19 protein-coding genes and 1 riboswitch are annotated in these 19,607 nt (G+C 44.0%); of the genes, 2 read left to right on the forward strand and 17 right to left on the reverse strand.

What is annotated here, in order from left to right; translation table 11 throughout:
• Positions 1 to 267: 267 nt before the first annotated feature.
• Complete coding sequence (locus F6K37_RS10440) at positions 268 to 441, reverse strand: DUF4278 domain-containing protein (protein WP_287249983.1); 174 nt, start codon at positions 439 to 441, stop codon at positions 268 to 270.
• A gap of 35 nt (positions 442 to 476) precedes the next feature.
• A riboswitch (Glutamine riboswitch) is annotated at positions 477 to 561 on the reverse strand.
• Between the two features lie 140 nt (positions 562 to 701).
• Between F6K37_RS10440 and smpB the strand changes: the two genes are divergently transcribed.
• Positions 702 to 1,169: an SsrA-binding protein SmpB gene (smpB, locus tag F6K37_RS10445; RefSeq protein ID WP_287249984.1), complete on the forward strand. Its 468-nt coding sequence runs from the start codon at positions 702 to 704 to the stop codon at positions 1,167 to 1,169.
• Positions 1,170 to 1,208: 39 nt separating this feature from the next.
• Here smpB and F6K37_RS10450 read toward each other — a convergent pair whose 3' ends face one another.
• From F6K37_RS10450 to F6K37_RS10480, 7 genes are all read right to left on the reverse strand, one after another.
• Entirely contained in the window at positions 1,209 to 1,334 is a 126-nt protein-coding gene (locus F6K37_RS10450; RefSeq protein ID WP_267872018.1) for a hypothetical protein, read from the reverse strand.
• Between the two features lie 62 nt (positions 1,335 to 1,396).
• Positions 1,397 to 2,779, reverse strand: coding sequence for an IctB family putative bicarbonate transporter (locus tag F6K37_RS10455; RefSeq protein WP_008182505.1), 1,383 nt, complete (start codon positions 2,777 to 2,779; stop codon positions 1,397 to 1,399).
• Between the two features lie 320 nt (positions 2,780 to 3,099).
• Complete coding sequence (locus F6K37_RS10460; RefSeq protein WP_287249987.1) at positions 3,100 to 4,686, reverse strand: GAF domain-containing sensor histidine kinase; 1,587 nt, start codon at positions 4,684 to 4,686, stop codon at positions 3,100 to 3,102.
• Positions 4,687 to 4,875: 189 nt separating this feature from the next.
• Positions 4,876 to 5,613 (reverse strand): GUN4 domain-containing protein, encoded by a 738-nt coding sequence (locus tag F6K37_RS10465; RefSeq protein WP_044492691.1) that lies wholly within the window; start codon positions 5,611 to 5,613, stop codon positions 4,876 to 4,878.
• A gap of 515 nt (positions 5,614 to 6,128) precedes the next feature.
• Positions 6,129 to 6,617, reverse strand: a complete 489-nt coding sequence (locus F6K37_RS10470; RefSeq protein WP_008182497.1) for an adenylyltransferase/cytidyltransferase family protein — start codon at positions 6,615 to 6,617, stop codon at positions 6,129 to 6,131.
• 26 nt (positions 6,618 to 6,643) lie between these two features.
• Positions 6,644 to 6,775, reverse strand: coding sequence for a hypothetical protein (locus F6K37_RS10475; protein ID WP_267872017.1), 132 nt, complete (start codon positions 6,773 to 6,775; stop codon positions 6,644 to 6,646).
• 773 nt (positions 6,776 to 7,548) lie between these two features.
• The gene (locus F6K37_RS10480; protein ID WP_008182494.1) at positions 7,549 to 8,259 is read right to left on the reverse strand and encodes a response regulator transcription factor; all 711 of its coding nucleotides are present in this window, start codon (positions 8,257 to 8,259) and stop codon (positions 7,549 to 7,551) included.
• A gap of 681 nt (positions 8,260 to 8,940) precedes the next feature.
• Here F6K37_RS10480 and F6K37_RS10485 point away from each other — a divergent pair.
• Positions 8,941 to 10,365, forward strand: a complete 1,425-nt coding sequence (locus tag F6K37_RS10485; protein WP_008182493.1) for an NADP-dependent isocitrate dehydrogenase — start codon at positions 8,941 to 8,943, stop codon at positions 10,363 to 10,365.
• 234 nt (positions 10,366 to 10,599) lie between these two features.
• Here the strand turns inward: F6K37_RS10485 and F6K37_RS10490 are convergent, their stop codons facing one another.
• The 9 genes from F6K37_RS10490 to F6K37_RS10530 form a co-directional block, all read right to left on the reverse strand.
• On the reverse strand, positions 10,600 to 11,853 hold the full coding sequence (locus F6K37_RS10490) for a hypothetical protein (RefSeq protein ID WP_044492666.1): 1,254 nt from the start codon (positions 11,851 to 11,853) through the stop codon (positions 10,600 to 10,602).
• A 128-nt stretch (positions 11,854 to 11,981) separates the two neighbouring features.
• Positions 11,982 to 13,148: an LptF/LptG family permease gene (locus tag F6K37_RS10495; RefSeq protein WP_008182489.1), complete on the reverse strand. Its 1,167-nt coding sequence runs from the start codon at positions 13,146 to 13,148 to the stop codon at positions 11,982 to 11,984.
• A 38-nt stretch (positions 13,149 to 13,186) separates the two neighbouring features.
• Positions 13,187 to 13,915, reverse strand: coding sequence for an LPS export ABC transporter ATP-binding protein (gene lptB / locus F6K37_RS10500; protein WP_008182487.1), 729 nt, complete (start codon positions 13,913 to 13,915; stop codon positions 13,187 to 13,189).
• A 159-nt stretch (positions 13,916 to 14,074) separates the two neighbouring features.
• Complete coding sequence (locus F6K37_RS10505; RefSeq protein ID WP_044492664.1) at positions 14,075 to 14,557, reverse strand: LptA/OstA family protein; 483 nt, start codon at positions 14,555 to 14,557, stop codon at positions 14,075 to 14,077.
• A 212-nt stretch (positions 14,558 to 14,769) separates the two neighbouring features.
• Complete coding sequence (locus F6K37_RS10510) at positions 14,770 to 15,201, reverse strand: DUF309 domain-containing protein (RefSeq protein ID WP_008182483.1); 432 nt, start codon at positions 15,199 to 15,201, stop codon at positions 14,770 to 14,772.
• Positions 15,198 to 15,563, reverse strand: a complete 366-nt coding sequence (locus F6K37_RS10515; RefSeq protein WP_008182480.1) for a ferredoxin-thioredoxin reductase catalytic domain-containing protein — start codon at positions 15,561 to 15,563, stop codon at positions 15,198 to 15,200. The genes F6K37_RS10510 and F6K37_RS10515 overlap by 4 nt, the downstream gene beginning before the upstream one ends.
• Positions 15,564 to 15,800: 237 nt before the next feature.
• Positions 15,801 to 16,970 carry a DUF58 domain-containing protein gene (locus tag F6K37_RS10520; RefSeq protein WP_008182478.1) on the reverse strand — a complete coding sequence of 390 codons (1,170 nt, stop codon included), beginning with the start codon at positions 16,968 to 16,970 and terminating at the stop codon, positions 15,801 to 15,803.
• A 16-nt stretch (positions 16,971 to 16,986) separates the two neighbouring features.
• Positions 16,987 to 17,814, reverse strand: coding sequence for a Uma2 family endonuclease (locus tag F6K37_RS10525; protein ID WP_008182476.1), 828 nt, complete (start codon positions 17,812 to 17,814; stop codon positions 16,987 to 16,989).
• Between the two features lie 101 nt (positions 17,815 to 17,915).
• The gene (locus F6K37_RS10530; protein WP_287249995.1) at positions 17,916 to 19,307 is read right to left on the reverse strand and encodes a Mur ligase family protein; all 1,392 of its coding nucleotides are present in this window, start codon (positions 19,305 to 19,307) and stop codon (positions 17,916 to 17,918) included.
• Positions 19,308 to 19,607 lie beyond the last annotated feature (300 nt).

A 19,607-nucleotide genomic window follows, 5' to 3' on the forward strand; every position in this document is an offset into this window, starting at 1 on the left:
AGGTTATGCAGAAAAGGTTTAAAACTATTGTTATAAAGGCGACCTTATCTAAGGTTTCGTCTCTTGCCTTAATCATAAAGTTTTAACTCTTTACCCATAGCCGACTAACCATAAAGGCTGCCCTATTCTTGCGGTAACTTCTGACCGTATCGTTAATAAAGCTTGCCGAACGCGCCCCGCGTGGCCTACGGCCTTGTATCCTAACCAATGGGCGGAGTTGGCAAGAAGCCCACACTGAACCGATAGGTCAGTGTGGGAGTATGTCACTTAATAAGAAACGCCACGATATTTGAGGTTGACTTTGTCTTGCACAAGTGTTAAAGGATGGGCACTACCCAATCGGTAATTCAGTCCCCGGTACTTGCCAGCAAAGTCAACTGCTGTGGTGGAAACTTCGCAAGGATGGTGTTGGTAGCTAACACCGCGATAAGAAAGTTTCATAGTCTTCGCCTCATAATGTGAGTGTAGTGATAAGAGGCGCGTTCCTTCAGGATTCATCCTTACTTCCGTCTCTCCATGAAGCTTGCTCACCTATGGTTAATTCATGAAGAGATGAACGATTTTATGTTTCTGTATCTATTTTTACCGTTTTTCAGGTAAATGTCAATATCTTCATAAAAGTTAATAGTTTCGCGTTGTCGCCAGTTCTAACCTCAGGCGCTAGAGTTAGATAACTGCAAGCCTGTGGGAGTGGCAACACTATGAGTGATAAAGGTGAAAGTTATAAAGTTATTAGTGATAATCGACAAGCTCGTTTCCGCTACGAAATTTTAGAGACTTACGAGGCTGGGATTGAGTTAAAGGGAACGGAGGTGAAGTCTATCCGAGTTGGCAAGGTCAACTTGCGGGATGGCTATGGGTTGATTCGTGGTGGGGAAGCCTGGCTGCTCAATGTCCATATCTCTCCGTACCAAAAAATCAACGAATATTTTAATCATGACCCCCGTCGCAGCCGAAAACTACTGCTGCACCGTAAGGAAATCAATAAGCTCACCGGTAAATTAGAACAGCAAGGTTTAACCCTTGTCCCCTTAAAGATTTATTTGAAGCGCGGCTTGGTTAAAGTCAGCATTGGTTTGGGCAGAGGGAAAAAGCTCCATGATAAGCGGGAGACGATCAAGAGGCGTCAGGATCAGCGAGATATGGCAAGGGCTATTAAACGTTATTGAAGGTTGAACGCGATCGCGTGGCCGAAAGGCCAAGGTTGGTTAGTTGGTTGGTAGGTTGAAGGTTGAAGGTTGAAGGTTGAAGGTTGAAGGTTGGTAGGTTGAAGGTTGAAGGTTGTTCGCTCTTGGCGTTCCCGTAGGGTAGGTTGAAGGTTGTTTGGTCAGCACAAAACTAGCAACCTGTAACTTGGTAACTTGTAACCTGCAACCTGCAAAGCAACCTGCAAACTTTAAACTTTTGACGGGTCAGAATTTGGATTGACATAGAAACTGGCAATAATGGCGACGACTAGCCACCATAGGGTCTGCACTTGAGGACGGTACCAAACGGTATCTACCAGACCATGGGCGAGCATTCCTGACATGGTGGCAATGGCTCCCATCAGCCAAAATCCCTGACGGTTCGCTAAATTTCTCAGACGACTCAGTTGTTGCATGCCTTGGTTGAAGGTGACTATCAGCAACCAAAGGAAACATAACATCCCGATCAAACCCATTTCTACGGCAGTTTCTAGGAAAATGGAATAGGCACTGAGGGCGGTATATTTGGGGCGTTGGAAAAGGGGATAGATTTTGTTGAAGGCGTTGTTACCTGGACCAATGCCAATGATGGGTCGGTCACGAATCATGTCCATCACCGCAGACCAAACATTCATGCGGAAGTTGTTACTACTATCTTCCCGACCAACAAAAATACTAGCAATGCGATCGCGTATAGCTGGAACAAACATGACGGCGAGAAGCATCACCCCAGCACAACTGCTTAATAGTGCTGGCATTGCCCAAGGGCGTAATTTAGGGGGCAACTGCACACTGTACCAATACACCAGCAGGATCAAGAAGACGAAAATACAAACAACAAAACCAATCCATCCACCCCGACTAAAGGTTAGCACTAGACAAATTGAATTCACGACTACCATCGTCAGTGCTAAGGCTTTGGGGAGCAAACCCTGCCAGACAAATACTGCTGCCAAACTCAATGCTACTGCTGGGATCAGATAACCAGCTAGTAAATTCGGGTTGCCCAGATAACTATAAACCCGCGTCAGTTTTGCTGCTGCTGAAGTGGGGTCTACCCAGGTAGCTAATGCTTCAGCCCCAAAAAACCACTGCCGCAAGCCGTAAATACTGACAATTAGTGAGATATGGAGAAAGAGGGTAATAATCCAGCTACGAAGGGGACGAGAACGTAATACCCTTGCCATCAGGGCAAAAAAGAACAAATAAAGGGTTAATTTTACCAAACCACTAGAGGCAGCCCCTTTCACCGGAGAGAGTGCGGTGGCTATAGTGGCAACACTCCAGTACAAAAAAACTAACAGATGAATGGGGCTTACCTTCGGCTTTCCTATATCATCGGATAAGGTTAGCAATACCCATAACCCTGCACTTGCAATTAACAAGATGCCTACTAGAGCATTGGAAACAAAAGGAGCTAAACTTAACACCAGAGCAACTATCATCGCTCCTATTGGGTCAGACCACTGTAGGAGCAAGCTACTCTGACGCCAAGCATCTAGGAGTCCTACCAGGCGATACAAATAGCTAGTGCCTCGCCACCGATACAGCTGTAAATTTGAAAGAGTAAACTTAGCCCATGCTGAATTCATTGTCTATTTTTTATTTGAACCCACCTCATCTATAATCTTTGATTTTATATCAGGATTCCTTCACCAAATACTAAAAAACTTTTCGACGCTTCCCGAAAAGCTGGCGTTCTCAGGGGGTCTTTAGCACTTTTGCTATCGACCACTTCAGAAAGACTAAGCAAAATTAAATAATTTATTAACTGAGCAACCTTTATCAGCCGTTAGTCTTCTATTTATGAGTTTTTTTGATAAATACGGTCTAGGTCTGATGGCTAGATCACCTTGACAGTACCGTTGCCTAGATTAGTTTAACATATGAGTCAATGAATCGGAACAGTGGTTTAACAGTTTTGATCAGGAGACTCTAATTGCGGTAAAGTAATCACGTACCGATACCCTAACTCTGGCAAACCTTGAACAGAAATTTTTCCTCTATGGCGTTTAGCTAAATGGCAGCTTAGTAATAGCCCTAAACTTTCACGAGATTCACTATTCTGAGGTCTTTTTTCCGATTCAGAACCCCAACTAGTAGTTTCTGGATCAAAAGAACTGGATAAAAACTGATTGTCACAGAGGAAGTTTGAACTCGAAGGTAGTTCACTTATTCCCAGTGCTTCAGTGATGAATGGGGTTTCTAAAGCATTAGCAACCGCTGCTGCTGCTGAGGGGGATTGTAACGGTAACTCATAAATTTGTCCGTACATCTGAGGTAGACCATCTCCGAGCCAGGGGTGAGAAACCCAAACCGCGATTTTCAAAGACACGACATTAGCCCTCTCCAAATCAGTTTTTCGAGAGACATGGATGCGTACTTCACCCCCTGCCTCAGCCGAGTAAATCACACTGAATATGAGGTAATATAGCATTTGTCGTACCTTTTCTTTATCCAGAAACCAGATGCGATTACCTGGCTCTACAGATAGATGCAACTTTTGTCGATGTTGCTGGGCTATCTGTGCTAAATTGTTCATTGCTTGTTGACAGAGCATTTCAATATCTACAGCAGTTAAATTTAGTTGTTCGCTGTTTTCATCAAAAATCCCCAAGCAAAGAATTTCATCAACCATCAAGACCAGCTGACGACCACTGCAATAAACAATTTCTAGATATTCTTTTTGTTTATCAGTCAAAGACCCATAAACTTGGCGACTTAATACACTAGCCATTCCCATAATCGATGTTAGAGGTGTGCGCAATTCCTGTGTCAGCTGAGTTAGTAATTTGTACTTAATGGTGTGAACTGAGTTAAAACCAGCTATCCCATCTAGAGAGACATTCCTAGGGCTAGAAGTTTGGCGATCAGACTCGACTTCCTGAGAGTGCTGAGGCTCTGTTGAAGAGTTAGTTAGCCAGTTAACAAAGCGGTCACGCTCTTTTTTCAAAAAATGATTCCGCTCAAATTCACTGAGACTCCAGCGAGCGGTAATTGCCAAAAACTCATAATCTTTGGTGGTAAAATTGCGAGGTACTAAATCCATAACTGCTAGGGTACCTAAACACTCTCCGTCAGCAGTTAACAGTGGTGCACCTAAGTAAGAACGGATACCGTAGTGGTGAACCAGTACACTACTAGCAAAGACAGGGTTGGCGACTGTATCATTAATCGCCAACATTTGATGACTATCTACTACATAGCTACAAAAGCATTCACTACGGGGCAACTGACGGGACTGTGCCACTCGATTCATTAGCCCGATTCTAGATAATCCCACAGCTGATTTGATGTGCTGTTGCGTTTGTACCATAAAGCCCAAAATGCAGATAGGCACATCTAAAAATCTGGCAGTAGTCTGAGTTGCCTCGTCGAAAACTGGTACTGTTTCTGCTTCGAGTAGACCTAAATCCCGAAGAGTTTTCAGTCGTTTTTTTTCCCGTTCTTTAGCAGTCAAACCATCCAAAGTACAAAAAATTTGATTTTCTTTTGCCATAACCAACCCATTCCCCATGGTTACCTTTGGTAGCACCACAGTCCACTGGCTACTGTAGTGCTACCCACAACACTTAAGGTTCCCAGATAGAGTAGTGAAGTAAACAAATTCTCAGGAAAATAAATGCTTAAATAATGCCATTTTTTTTGGTATCAGAAGCATTTTTGCGGTTGTTTCGTTCCTGACCGCTTATGGGAGTGATGTCTGAGTAGACCAAGCTGGATGAGAAAGCAAAGAGGAAAATACCCGAACACCTCTGAGCTGATTCGAAAGAGGCAAATGACCTTTTGGTGCACTGAGATCCCAGATAAACTCATGGGGATATCGGGTCCAGCGATTGCCAGTTTTCCAACCAATTTTTGGCCAAAGTTTTTCCCAGTTCTTGCCTAAAGACAACCAAAGCTCCCGCTGCACAGAAAATCCAAATTTGCCTTGAGAGTGAATAACCCACAAGATATCAATAGTTTGCAAATCCGTAATCGGGAAATTGTCTACTTCCGAAAAATACAGCCATCTTCTCTGTACAGCAGCAGCTCCTGCTAACTCACAGAGTTTTTCGAGAGTAAGACGGTCAGCTGCGAGAAAGTCTTGTTTAACTAGCAGCTGTTGCACGGGTGTGTAATCAATGCCTGCTTCAGAACGTAGGGGTACAACCCCAGTAGGAAAATAAGTTTGCAGAAATTCATTGGTTTTGGGCATATTGGCTTGATGGAGGGCTTGATAGGCAAAACCAGCACTGAGGATAGTCGGGTTGGCATGTTGCTCCTGTAAAAATTCCATTAACACGTCTAACCCGGCAGTGCCAGTGCTGGCAAGTTCCTGAATCAAAGCCTGTTGTTTTTTTTCAGAACTAGACTTTAGCTGGCGCTGGAGTTCGGCAACTGTGTTAGAGACTTCTGCTGGGAACCGGGCCGTTTGATCGCTCATGAAGGGTAGGGTTTGAGGTTGCACTCAAGAAGGTTGAATGTGATAGCTTTTAAAGTCGAGAGTCAAGCAAGTTGATGCTTTTAACCTAGACTACGGCAAGGAACCGCTTGTATACAACCTTAAAGCTTATAATTGTCTAAGCTTAAACCTTTTACGATCAAGAACTTGTGCCAAAATTTCACCGAGCCTAGTCCGTCAATTGTCTGTAGCGGTGCTTCACTCATAACCTGGTGGAACAATTAACTTGCAGGTTAATTGTTAGGGGTTATGGGTTAGGTGTTGGCTTTGGTTAATGGTTAATAGTTAAGCGTGTAAGTGTTTAAGCGTGCTTAGTACCTAATGTAAGCGTGCTATCATGCCTAATGTAAGCCAGCCTATACTGAAGTAGATAGGGAGATACCGGTGAGGGAGAGACAACATCCGAGGGTATAAAAAGTTTTTTCCAAAATTGACAAATAATCAATTTACAAGCACAACAACTTACCAAATTTCAACCATTCTCTATTCTCACCTGCTTATCGAGCCTGAAGAATGCGGTTAATGATTTGAGTAGTGGAGGTAGGAAATTCAACCTGGACTAACTCAATCCGCCCCCCGTAGGATTGAACAATTTTGGCTTCTGGTAAAGTGGATAAAGTGTAGTCACCCCCTTTAACGTACACCTCTGGTTGCAGTGCTTCAATTAAACGATTAGCTGTGGTTTCAGCAAAAATCACTACCCCATCTACGGGTTTGAGAGTTGCCAGAATTTCTGCCCTCTGTATTTCAGGAACCAGTGGTCGGGAAGGATATCCTGGCTGTGATGGTTTAATGCGGTTTACTGATTGATCACTATTTAGCCCGACCACTAGAGACGAACCCAAGGATTTGGCAATCTTTAAGTAACGGACATGACCAATGTGTAGTAGATCAAAACACCCATTAGTAAATACCAGTGGTCGCCATCGCTCTGACTCCTGGGTGATCAGCTGTTGTAATTCATCTGCAGTGTAAATTCCAGTCATCTAACTTGAAAATAGTTCTGAGTGAGTCAGCCAGAGAGTTCTGAGTTAAAAGGACTTACTTCGGTAGTAGGTTTCTCTACTACCAAGGCTAGCTCCCTCGCCCCGAAGGAGCTGATTTCTAATTTGCCGTCTACGATGTTGATTGGATTTTTTACCAAGAGGGTCAGGGGGTTTGACAGATTTACCAAGCTCTGATATATGGTAACTGTTGGCTTTTAGTTAGTAGGCCAGTTCAGGAACCAATACTATTATACAGGCGATGTAAATCGGATTCTGAAAACATATCCAAAAAATTGCTCACTCATTCTTCGTTCGCCGCTTACATCCTCTCCTTACTTCTTTGAAAAAGGGGAGCAAGCGCGATTCGAGTTAACGATTCCACCACACCAGAATATTTTTTCTATAACCGAGGGGATTCTCTGAGATCCCCAGTGCTTCGATGTTCCGATTGCTAGCTAACACTGCCTACTGGGTCAACGGTTTGAGCGAAGCAAAAGTGCCTTAGCTGATTTCGGTTCCAGTTATATACTAAAAAAGACTTATCTGAAGTTCCGGAAAACCCTGTCCGCAATTCGTTGAATCTTCCGTTCATGGAAAAGGGCAGTCCTAGTACACATAGGCTCAAACTTTTGCTCAAAATCGATAACCCATTTTGGCGGCGATTTTACTTCAGTTCATCTGACCTCTCACCACCGACCGTCCGGTAGACCGGACACTGGTTGCGGAAGAAGTTGAAAGCTGATCAGTTAAACTGTGAGGGGTTAGCTTGTCTAGGTCAGCAGTTAGGAAATTGGCAGATGGGTGATAGCTGATAGTTAAATAAAAGCTCAGTTGATTTCTGTGGGAAGTATAAATACAAGGCAGCTCCGTCACAATTGAAGATTGACCAATAAACCCGATTTCGCCGTTTGAGGGAAAATTCCTTTCATGTCTACTCCTTGGGACGTTTGTATCCCTGCTCATAGGCAAAGCGCACCAATTGGCTACGATTATGTAGTTTCAACTTATGGAGTATGCTACTGAGGTGAGTCTGCACAGTACGAGGGCTGATAAATAGGCGATCGCTTATTTCTTTGTTGGTTAACCCCTGAATAACTTGCCAAAATACTCGTTCTTCTGCTGGTGTCAAGGGTAGAGGTTTAGGTTTTGCCCCTACCTGAGCCAAAGTTTTAGAATTCTCAGCAGATGCTGAGGTTGATAATTGGTTAGCTAAATGGCCAGGAGCTATAGCAGTAGCTTGCTGCATCAACCGGACAATTTCAGCATGGATACGGTGCGAGCGCTCTAGCAGTGCTTCTATTTTTGCCTCTAATTCTCTCGGAGCAACTGGTTTAGTTAAATAATCATCTGCTCCCATAGAATGACCATTAATACGGTCTTCTAATTCTGCTTTGCTAGACAAAAAAATAAATGGCATCAGCCTACCATTGGGAATGTTTCTCAGACGACGGCAAAACTCTAGACCATCCATCTCCGGCATCAGCACATCAGAAACTACCAAATCCGGTGGATTTTTGACACAAGCTTCTAAGGCTTCAGTTCCCGAACACACTTGTTCTACCTGGTATCCTCGATGTTCCAGGTAGCGCTTCAAAAGAGTTAGCAGGGTTTTATCATCGTCAACAACTAAAATCTTTTTCATATTCTTTCTGGAGCCACCTTTTCTACAAACACTCCTGCCAATTGGTCATGAATTGATGCTGCTGCCATCTGGCTGGAAGTCTGTGAAAGGCCCACTCAGACAAACAATACACCATATCTTTTGATCGTAATTCGATTGACCATAGGCAGAATCTATGCTAATAACACTGTAAGTTTCGGTGTTGAAGCCCTAACTATTGACACATCACCCAAGCAATTTTTTAGGAGCGATGGCGCTGCACAAAGCAGCCTTGGCTGACTGTTGTAAAACAGTTGAACACCTTCCTATTACAGGAGAACTTAAGCTATAGAACCCCTATTTCAGCATAAAGGCTGATTTCAAACAGTTGAGCCATGGTGTAATAACTTCATCAAAGCTTTGAACTTGAACTACGTTCACTTATGCTAATACCCAGAAATGGGAATTTTCGGGAAGAAAGCTCAACAACTACCTGCTCTTTCTGTCACTCTTGCCCTGTCAATTAGTAATCATCTTAATGAGAAGATTAACTAGGGTATATTTTTTGCCATCCCCCTATAGATAGACTTTACCTCAACTACCATCTACCTGGGGTTGATCAGCAAAAAAGCTTAATGTCTCAAGCCCAATGCAGGAGATCTGGTAGTTTTCTGACTATAGGTCTATTGCCAACTTCCATCTGAAATTCATTAAAACTACTTTATGTACGAGAAAATCTCCCCTTGCCAGACTGGTTCTGCCATTACCTACAAGGATGGTCAACCCATTGTTCCTGACAACCCAATTATTCCGTTTATTCGCGGAGATGGTACTGGCGTCGATATCTGGCCAGCTGCCCAGAAGGTAATTGATGCAGCGGTCGAATGCGCCTATGGTGCCGATCGCAGCATCAGCTGGTTTAAAATCTATGCGGGTGACGAAGCTTGCGAAAAGTACGGTACTTATCAGTATTTACCCCAAGACACCCTAAATGCCATCAAAGAATACGGCATTGCTATCAAAGGACCCTTGACAACTCCTGTGGGTGGTGGTATGCGCTCTCTCAATGTTGCCCTGCGGCAAATTAATGACCTCTACGCCTGTGTGCGTCCCTGTAAGTACTACCCAGGAACCCCCTCTCCCCACAAAACTCCAGAGAAACTGGATGTAATTGTCTATCGGGAAAATACAGAAGATATCTACTTGGGTATTGAATGGCCCAAAGGAAGCGAAGTTGGTGAAAAATTGATTACTTTACTCAATCAGGATCTAATCCCAGCGACTCCAGAACATGGCAAAAAACAGATTCCCTTAGATGCTGGTATTGGCATTAAACCCATCAGTAAAACTGGCTCCCAGCGTTTAGTGCGCCGCGCCATCCAACATGCCCTCAGGCTACCTAAGCCTAAGCAGATGGTGACTTTGGTACATAAGGGGAATATTATGAAGTATACCGAAGGCGCGTTCCGGGACTGGGGTTATGAACTAACAACCACAGAGTTTCGAGCAGAATGTATAACTGAACGGGAATCTTGGATTCTCAGCAACAAAGAGCAAAATCCTGACATTACCCTGGAAGATAATGCTCGCGCGATTGAACCCGGTTATGATGCCTTGACCCCAGAAAAACAGGCGAAAGTGATCCAGGAAGTGGAAAATGTCCTTAATTCCATATGGGACACCCATGGGCAAGGTCAATGGCAAGATAAGGTGATGGTCAATGACCGGATTGCGGACAGCATTTTCCAACAAATCCAGACTCGACCAGCGGAATACTCTATTCTGGCCACGATGAATCTCAATGGTGATTACCTATCCGATGCTGCTGCTGCTATGGTTGGTGGATTAGGTATGGGTCCAGGAGCTAATATTGGTGACACGTGTGCGATTTTTGAAGCCACCCATGGCACAGCTCCCAAACATGCGGGTCTAGACCGGGTCAATCCAGGCTCTGTGATTTTATCAGGAGTGATGATGCTAGAGTATATGGGTTGGCAAGAAGCTGCTGATTTGATTAAGAAGGGGATATCAGATGCGATCGCTAACCGGGAAGTTACTTATGACCTAGCCCGGATGATGACTCCACCCGTAGAACCTCCCCTGAAGTGTTCTGAGTTTGCTGAGGCAATCATTAAATATTTTAGTTGACACTTGAGTGTTTTAAGTTGGTAACCCGATCAACAGAGGTTTTGAGCAAACTTTTTACGACAGGCCATGCCAGAAACTGGGTCGATGAACCGAACGTGCAAGTCTACATTTAAGGGCAATCCTTGGGAAGATTTGCCCTAAGCCCTTGGTTGCTGTCAAGCTGTCAGGTTAGGGCGAGTCGATTAACCAAAATTTATTAAGGGAGAATCTCCGCGTATGGGATACCGGGGAATGTCAAGGATTGGAAATGATAATTTTAGGTCGCCTCAGCTGACTTGGTTCAAGCTTAGACTTTAACTGAGGCTGATTGAAAAACTGATTTTGACTAGTAGACTGGGTAGAAAATTGCCCCAATTTACTAGTTCCTTGCGGTGCTACTGGTGTAAGCGGTGCTGCCGTTGGTACACCGGTAGCTTGCCGGAATGGACTAGAGTAGGTGTTGGAATTGAGAGGAACTGTAGGTACTGTAGGTGTTGTCGGAAAAGTTCTATCGTTCCTTGTTCGAGGTAGATTGACTCCAGGATAATTAATTTGTCCTGGATAAGGAGCTGTTGTGGGTGTGGTCGAGAAATTCCTGTTGCCGGTTAAACCTGGTGTTGTTACCCCAGGATAGGTAATTTGTCCTGGATAGGAGGGAGTCGGTAATGCTTGATTGCCAGTTGCACTCAACGGTATTCCCCCCCTAGCTTTAATTTCCTGAGTTCCTGAGTTCCGTTGTTCGAGAACTCCCCTGTTTCCATAGGAGATGTTTGAAGGCAATATGTTAGCGGGTAGTTGAGCTTTGCTATTACCGGTATTAGACTTAGCAGCATTAAGCCTATTCAAGGCTTCCTGTAAAGGGCTGACTGGTAACTCGGCTGGATTAGTGTAGGGGGAATTGAAGGAACCCAACCCCAATACAGAATTAGTCTGGTTCAGTGTGCTTGAGGATAAAGATCTCTGATTAACAGAGTTAGGATTGGTCAGTAAGCCAGTCCCAGGAACAGGAGGGATATTAAACAAATCGTTTGTAGATGTAACAAACGGATTTCTGGCTTTTGAGGACTGCTGAGGTTGGACGTTTGGCGTTAGTAAAGGTGATGTTGCTTGGGAGTTAGCTTTTGTCTGCTGAATAACTTGAGTAAATAACCCTTCCGAATTTTTGGTTTTAGACTTTCTGGCTTTATTGGTTTGCTGTGGTGGTACTGATATAGCACTTAGCGCTTCGAGCTCTGCTAATAGCACGGCAGAATTATCAATATCAGCCAACGTTGCTGCTAGTTCATCATCTTCAGAAGACAGGGTTGGTTCAACGGTGGGAGTATCAGTGTCAGCCACTTGATTGATCCCAATTGCCCTTAACAATTCTGGACGGTTCCAGTATTCCCGGACAAACCACAACATTAGGGATAACAAGACAGCTGCTCCCCAAAATGCTGGTCGTCCCAAAGGTTGTAGTTGAGCTTTCCAATAGCGGAGGTAGGCAGGAGGTTGATGACGATAAGACATGGCAGGTTTCAACGATGTTAAATATTTCAGCTTCGCTGTAACTTGATGCTAGCCTCTAATCAACGGATTCAGGTTTACAATTAGCAATTTACAATTAGCAACAATAACTACCTAGCTATCGAGCCTACCTATCGGGCAGCCCTATATAACAACAATCCTCCCGCACCTAGTCCAAATAAATTAGGCAACCAGGCTGCCATCAAAGGAGAGAAAATGTTAACTAGACCTAGGGCATTCGTTATAAATCCTAATAAGTAGTAAGAAAAAATCACTAAAACACTAATGCCGAAACTGGTTGCTTTACCTGTACGTTGAGGACGAGTTCCCAAGGAGGCTCCCACTAAACCAAAAACTAGACAAACAAAGGGAAAAGATATTTTTTGTTGAATTCTGATCCTAAGTTTACGGATTTTTTTAGCATTACCACTATGGCGTAATACCTCCAAACGCTCTAGAGACTGAGCAATGTTCATTTCACCATAGTCACGATTTTTTTTTGCCAAATCCAAAGGTGTTCTAGGAAGTTGTAGCTTTTGTTTTTGAAATCTGAGGATATTGCGGTAAGAAGCATCGGGAGATATAATATAGATGGTTCCATCTAAAAAATCCCATAAATTTTCAGTGGGGTTCCAAACGGCAGACTCAGAGGTAACAATTTGTTCTAGACCGGTCTGAGAAAAGTCTAAAATTGTCAAGCCTCTCATCTGCTTACCATCAAATTGCTCGGCGTAGAACCAACGCTTAATTTTGTTTACTTTTTTGCCATTGGGTAGCTTTACTTTTTGATATTCGGGATAAAATATGTTCCTTTCCTGAAAAGATGGTCTTTCTTTTTTGAGCGCTTTATCTAAGGTGATTTTGGACTGGTAGTTAGCCGCAGGAACCACTAATTCATTAAATACAAATGTCAGACTTGTAACGAGCAAACTCACCACTACAGCAGGTATTACGAGTCGGTAGATGCTTACCCCAAAGCTACGCATGGCAATCAACTCACTATCGCTACTGAGGCGAGAGTATGCCATCAGAGCAGCTAGGAGCATCGACATTGGTAAAGCATAGGAAATAAACTGGGGTATCTGCAACAGTAGCACTTGAAGTGCAATTCCCAGTGGTAATCCTGCTTCAGTAACTTTGCGAACCAACTCAAATAGGGTTCCAATAGCTACACCAAGTGATGAAAAAGCACCTATACCAAACAGCAGTGGTGGGATTAGCTCAAATACGATGTACCGATCCATCACTGATAAGCCAGGCATTAGTGCAATGATGGACTTGGATTTACCAAATTTCATGATGTGCTAATCACTAAATTAATTTTTAATAGCTTCTTTTATCGTTGAAACCCTGTCCCTAAGTAATACTTACGTACTAAAGGATTATCATAAAGTTCTTCAGCACTCCCGGCAGCCAGGATTTGTCCTTCTCGCATAATGTAGGCGCGGTCAGTAATCGCTAGGGTTTCTCTTACATTGTGGTCAGTCACCAGAATTCCCATTTGGCGATCGCGTAATCGAGCCATAATTTTTTGAATCTCTGACACAGCAATGGGATCGACACCAGCAAATGGCTCATCCAAGAATAAGAACTTCGGTCCAAGTGAACCAACAGCTAAGGCTCTTGCCAGTTCTGTTCGACGTCTCTCTCCTCCAGACACTTGATTACCCAAGGTATTGGCGACTTTTTCCAAACGAAACTCTTGGAGTAAGTAATGCATTCTTAATCCCCACTCACCACGAGGCACACCAGTTTGTTCTAAGACTAATTGAATATTGTCCCGAACACTAAGGTGGCGGAAGATACTCGCTTCCTGAGCCAGATAACCAATACCTAGCTGCGCTCGCCGATTGATCGGCATGCCAGTGATATCTTGATCATCTAGCCAAACTGTACCCAGATTGGGTTTTTCTAGACCAGTGGCAATGTAAAAGGTTGTAGTTTTACCAGCACCATTAGGACCAAGCAACCCTACAACTTCCCCTTGGGCAACGGAAAGATTAACGCGACTGACAACACTGCGCCTGCCATAGGACTTATGGATATTATCTAATAGTATTTTCACGGATAGCACCTTGAATCAGTCATTAGTCAATAGTCCATAATCCTTATATCCTTAGTAATTGACCAATGACCAGTAAATGACCAGAAGTGGTTGCAGGCTATTCTATCAATTAAGATCTAGTTTTTAAGCCATAATGGCTGATGGTAGTGTTTTATGTAGTTAGGGAAGCCCTGGAGCAGGTGATGTGGTGCTGTCTGAGTCAGTAACGATGTAAATTGATTCTACCTGTTGGTTCTGTTGAGGCAGGGCTACAAAGCGTCCTTCATCAATCAAATAGGTAATGGTTTCACCCTGAATACTATTGCCCTCCTGCAACACAAAAACATTACCATTGAGAACCAGACGGCGCTCACGGCTGAAGTATTGGGCTTGGGCTGCAGTTGCTTGTATTTGGCGAGCGGGATAGTTAATTTGGACATTGCCACGGGCTGTGACTACGCCAGTTTTGGAGTTAGCTTCCTGGACATCAGAGCGAACCGTCAAGGCACTTCCATCAGCTGCTGATGGTTTATTTTGGGCTTTTGCTTGGGGGCTGTTCAGGAAAGTTGGTAATGCGATCGCACCTACCAAGGTAACTGGCAAGAATAATCTTAGACCTAGATTATGCCTTAATCGGTTAGTATATTTAAGGTCGGACTTCATGCTGTTGTGTGTGATGACTGATCTCGAATACCAATAAGCTGTTCTGCCTACTAGTTTAAGCAAATCCAGCCATAGCTTGGGAATGAAAATGGGCTTTTTGCTCTAAGGCACGTGTTTTAGTTTTGACGACTAGCCACCAACAAAGTTTCTCATCCTTTCAAAGCATGTGCTAACAACTAATGGTTAACAAGTTAATGGTTAACCATTAGTTGTTAACCATCAACTCCCTTGAGTTTTGGAAAACCCCTAACCCCTTCACCACTAACTACAACATCATTGCTGTCAGCCGCCTCTAACTGTCTAACAAAATCAGCAACTTGCTCTGAGCCAAAGTTTTGCAATGCCTGTAGGAGATTAACACTTTGAGATAGTAGCTCAGTGACATCAATCCCCCCATAGTCTGGTTGATAGTTACTGAGACGTCCGATCCCTTCACCGAGTAAAACCACTGCACCACGCCAGTTTAGATTACCTAGGTGGTAGCAGGCAACAGATATTTGTAAAATACCTTGATAAAATCGCTTTTGCGGCTCAACTGCTTCTATCCATAAAGCTTCAAGGGTGTCGTGACAAGCGTAAAACTCTTGCTGATTAAATTGATCGACACCCTGCCAAAATTCTTCAGGTAGTACTATGGCTGTCATGCCATGCTATCTCGCGCAGCTTTAATTTCGTCTAGGGAAATTTCTTGCTTATCACCGGCAAAATCGTTATCCGGAGTCAAAAATAACATACAGTGGCACTCCTTGCGTTCCCGCATGGGCACACAAGGGCAATTCCAGAAGGTAGCTTTCACCTCTGCTTCTTTGTCTTCATAATGGCGGCAAGGGCATAAGGGAGCACCGAGTTCTTCTTTGTGTTTGGCAAGTCCCTCAATCACCACAGCAGTTACGCTTGGGTCAACACAGAAGTAAGTGTCAGTGCGCTGAGCATAAGTCTGAGCAAAGTTTTGCATCGCCTCCAGTTTACTATCACTGGCTTGATTAGCTATTGGTGATGTAGTCATTTAGTAAAATTGAGTTGTGAAAGAGTTCTTAGAATTGTATCGTACTGTCTTACAGGTAAATCGGATATTTGTTGATCGTTGGGATAGCGATACATATGTTTAGGATAATTGTTCGATCGGTTGAATTGGTGCTAATAAATACCAAAACCCTATCGTTTACCCTAAATCAGAAGACCAGACTGCAAACAACACGACCATTAATACGTTCATAATTCGTTGCGTTCCACAGCTTATTGGCTATGGGATCGGTTGCTGTAACTGGGGTTTTAGGGGCTCAGTCGTATTAATTACAATTCCCACACTATTGCGTTTGAGTTGTGGGACTGGGTTTACCACGGATACATCTTTTGGCCAAAGTAAGCAACGACTTCCAGGGGGTAGGGAGTTAAGACTAACAGGATTTTGAGTCAGCCAGATCAAGGGTAGATAAGGAGGTAAATAGGGTTGCTCTTCAGCTTTCCCATCAACTCCGGCTTGGGTGGCAGCAAGGGCTTCTAACACTACTGAGTTACCGTGCAATAACCCTGTTCTCGGTGTCCATAATTTGACATTTGGCTGAGTCCGACAAGCATAGGAGTAAATAGAAGCAGCAGCAATAACGGCTTGTTCAAAGTCTTCCGGATGCCATTGACTGGAGCTATCGAGGCAGATGATAATTTCTTGAGAACCAGTCAATACTTCTAACTCCCGTACCAGTAATTCACCGTAACGAGCACTGGTGCGCCAGTGAATCAGACGGGTAGGGTCACCAACTCGGTAAGGTCGTAGTGCTTTGGTAAGGTCTTGGCTAAGTGATTGAGATTTGCGATCGCTTTGGACTTGCATACTGTCCTCTTTACCAATTTCATCCACTAGGGGACAGCGAGTAAGGGGAAGTACAGTGGGATAAACTACTGCCCTAGCGCTAACATATCGACGGCGACGGCACCAAAATAATCCCAAGGGTGTGGCAGTTCTCAATTGTACCTGGTGCCACCGATAGACTCCTCGTTTGGCGGTGGGATGGTAATAAACCCAGCGATGGACACTTTGGGCTGGAATGCTAGCTACTGGTGTTTTGGTCATTGCTCCGAGTTCTGGTGGGAGCATATCCTGAATTTGTAATAGGCTTTGAGGTCCGAGGGTGGGGTTTTCGATTTCTAGTTCAATGGTTAACTGGTCTCCCACACTGACCGGTGAGATCGGACGTCGGCGTACTGATAGATGGTTAAGCGATCGCACTGGCAAGATAACGGCAATTACCAGTAGGGCAAAAATAATCGCACTGATCACATAGAGCCATCCTGCCATTGTATTGGTGGCAGCGCCAAAGAAACAGATGGCAATACCTGCTAAAAGCAAACCTCCATAGGCGGGATTAACCCAGTTGGTTTCTAACCATTCGGTGGTTTGTTTAATAATGCTCATGACTTTTTACAGTTATTCAACCCTCAACTTGTTCTCGTACCTGTTCTACACTCAAGCTAAGGGCTTCTGCCACCTGTTCCACTGTTAGTCCCATCTTCAGGAAACGGGGCACAGCCTCGAAGATTGCCTGTTCAGCTTTTTGAGCTCGTGCATGTTCCACTTCAGCCCGCTCATTACCAATCAGCAATAGATTACCTTGGTTATCCCACCACCTTAACCAGAGTTGGTTTTGATTTTGATAGGTTTCCTGCCACAATCCCAATTCGATTCCTAATGGTTCAATGGGATAATGACCTCGCTCGTTGGGCTTCATTTTGTGATAGAAACCTTTAAGGAATTCATAGACCTCCAAGTTACCGGTTTTGATTTCATAGATGCCGTAATAGGCAATGCGTATAATCTGCTCATAAACCCAAAATTTGCCTGGTTTAGTGACTTTTCCTTGCTCACTTCGGGATAGAGGAGTTTGGTCTCGTTCTTCTTCCCCGTTCCCACTGGCAAATTCAAGAGCAATTAAAGGAGCGATATATTCTCGCCATATAACGTAGGAACGGCGAATTTCACCATCTAACTTAGGCGGAACGTTGGGAACATAAAACCAGTCAGGAGCTTCTGCTCCTTTTTCGGGTGGGTCAGTTTCTCGCCAATAGATACCACAGTCTTGTCCAATGGCATAGTGTCCATCGGGATGAATTTGCTGTAAAACTGGTCCAATGGAATCTGTAAGTAAGATGCTTTGGGGATGTTTATGAAAATTTTTGGCAAAACTTCCATCTGATTCTGGTAGTTGGGTGTGATCTGGGAAAGGAGGAGGTAAAACAACCGGGTCAATACTTTGAGTCATGGTTTCTTCATCGGCTCCTACTGGGGGTATAGATTTATTTTGGCAGAATTTTTAATGAGTCAGGACTTAATAAACTTTCCAATTATCTCCCTTAAAAATACCTACAAAATTTTGCGCCCAGTCAAAAGTCCCCGCACTTCCAACATGGCAGAATAAGTAGGCAAAATATGAAGGGTTTCATGATCTGGAGTTTGTTCCAAAGCGGTAGCGATCGCTTCTGCTAAATCTTCTTTAATAATCAATTCGCAATTAGTCTGGTCTTGATTCTGGTCTTGATTCTGGTCTTGATTCTGGTCTTGACTCTGGTCTTGATTCTGGCTGTATTCTAGACGGAGTGCCATATCATAAACGCGATCGCCACTGACTACCACAGTTCCCCCTGAGTTCACTAATTTTTCTGTATCCACATCCCAAATCCAAGACACATCTGTGCCATCAGGGGTTCGGTCATTGAGTACCACTAGCTTAGTGGATGCTCCACCTTGTTTTTGCAAGTCATTAACAGCTCGAATCGTTTCATTCATCCCTACTGGATTTTTGGATAACAGAATCCGAACCTGCTTCCCATCCACAACTAATTCTTCTGCTCGTCCAAAGGCAGCGCGGAAGGTTTTAATACTGTTGTAGATGGTATCCCGGTCAATTCCCATCTCTATGGCTAGTAATCCCGCTGCCAATGTATTGTATTTGTTATAGATACCAATTAATATTTGTGGCCACTGGCTACTATTGACTGCGAGTTGAGGTTTACTAAAGCCACATTGAGGACAGTGATAGTCTCCTAGATGGGACAGATAAACACCCTCATAGTCCAGGGGATGTCCACAACTGGGGCAGTAAATTGAGTCAACAGCATGGGGAATTTCATCAAGATAGACATCTGGCTCACTTAACCCAAAGAAAAGGACTCTCTGGGGTAACTGTTGACCCAGGTAAGAAAGGGTAGGGTCATCGCCGTTTAAGACCACAACGGTTTCCTCCGGTAAGGGAGCGATCGCATTTTGCCAGCGACGGCTAATAGTATCCACTTCCCCATAACGATCGAGCTGGTCACGAAACAGGTTTAAGCCCAAAATAAATTTAGGCTGACAATCAAGCAATACCAAGGGCAGCACATTTTCATCCACTTCCAAAAGGGCGTAGTCAGCATCCAACTGACCAATCCCATTGGTATTAACTAGGAGTGCGGTCACTAAGCCATTAATCAAATTTGCCCCAGTCCCATTGTGAGCCACTCGCCAACCTTGGCTCTCAAGGATAGTGCACAGGAGTAAAGAGGTGGTAGTTTTACCGTTAGTACCAACAATTAGAATGACACCTTGTCTGACCTGAGCTAATAGTAACGGCAGGACTTGAGGCTGGAGACGACGGGCAATTGCTCCAGGCAGAACACTTGCTGCCCCTAGGTTTAATAACCGAACCAGAGCGGTGACGGTTTTGGCAATGCCTACGGATAACCCTAATCGTAATCTATCGATAATTGATCTAGTCACGGGATGAAAGCTAAAAGTTGTTCGTGGATGAAAGAGTCGGAACAGAAGATGAACGAATCAGAATCGAAATTTCCGATGAAAGCTAAAACCTACCATTGATTAAGAGGATAATTAGGGAAGATTTCACGCCCACCACAGCGCAAGTCCTTCACTTTGTCCTTCATACAATAGTGCTACATCGTTCATCTTTGATACTTAATAGGCAATGCTACCAGTTCAAGAAGCAGAGTCAATCATTCTCAATTTGGTTCAACCCTTTGACCCACGGCTGGAAACACAGGTGGTAGAGCTATCCGCTGC

The sequence above is a fragment of the Moorena sp. SIO4E2 genome, from assembly GCF_010671945.1.
In the GTDB taxonomy this organism is placed as follows: Bacteria; Cyanobacteriota; Cyanobacteriia; order Cyanobacteriales; family Coleofasciculaceae; genus Moorena; species Moorena producens.

Bases quoted from the DNA above. Each gene is read 5' to 3' on its own strand.
- F6K37_RS10440 (WP_287249983.1), bottom strand. From the start codon at position 441: ATGAAACTTTCTTATCGCGGTGTTAGCTACCAACACCATCCTTGCGAA.
- smpB (WP_287249984.1), top strand. From the start codon at position 702: ATGAGTGATAAAGGTGAAAGTTATAAAGTTATTAGTGATAATCGACAA.
- F6K37_RS10455 (WP_008182505.1), bottom strand. From the start codon at position 2,779: ATGAATTCAGCATGGGCTAAGTTTACTCTTTCAAATTTACAGCTGTAT.
- F6K37_RS10460 (WP_287249987.1), bottom strand. From the start codon at position 4,686: ATGGCAAAAGAAAATCAAATTTTTTGTACTTTGGATGGTTTGACTGCT.
- F6K37_RS10465 (WP_044492691.1), bottom strand. From the start codon at position 5,613: ATGAGCGATCAAACGGCCCGGTTCCCAGCAGAAGTCTCTAACACAGTT.
- F6K37_RS10470 (WP_008182497.1), bottom strand. From the start codon at position 6,617: ATGACTGGAATTTACACTGCAGATGAATTACAACAGCTGATCACCCAG.
- F6K37_RS10480 (WP_008182494.1), bottom strand. From the start codon at position 8,259: ATGAAAAAGATTTTAGTTGTTGACGATGATAAAACCCTGCTAACTCTT.
- F6K37_RS10485 (WP_008182493.1), top strand. From the start codon at position 8,941: ATGTACGAGAAAATCTCCCCTTGCCAGACTGGTTCTGCCATTACCTAC.
- F6K37_RS10490 (WP_044492666.1), bottom strand. From the start codon at position 11,853: ATGTCTTATCGTCATCAACCTCCTGCCTACCTCCGCTATTGGAAAGCT.
- F6K37_RS10495 (WP_008182489.1), bottom strand. From the start codon at position 13,148: ATGAAATTTGGTAAATCCAAGTCCATCATTGCACTAATGCCTGGCTTA.
- F6K37_RS10505 (WP_044492664.1), bottom strand. From the start codon at position 14,557: ATGAAGTCCGACCTTAAATATACTAACCGATTAAGGCATAATCTAGGT.
- F6K37_RS10510 (WP_008182483.1), bottom strand. From the start codon at position 15,201: ATGACAGCCATAGTACTACCTGAAGAATTTTGGCAGGGTGTCGATCAA.
- F6K37_RS10515 (WP_008182480.1), bottom strand. From the start codon at position 15,563: ATGACTACATCACCAATAGCTAATCAAGCCAGTGATAGTAAACTGGAG.
- F6K37_RS10520 (WP_008182478.1), bottom strand. From the start codon at position 16,970: ATGAGCATTATTAAACAAACCACCGAATGGTTAGAAACCAACTGGGTT.
- F6K37_RS10525 (WP_008182476.1), bottom strand. From the start codon at position 17,814: ATGACTCAAAGTATTGACCCGGTTGTTTTACCTCCTCCTTTCCCAGAT.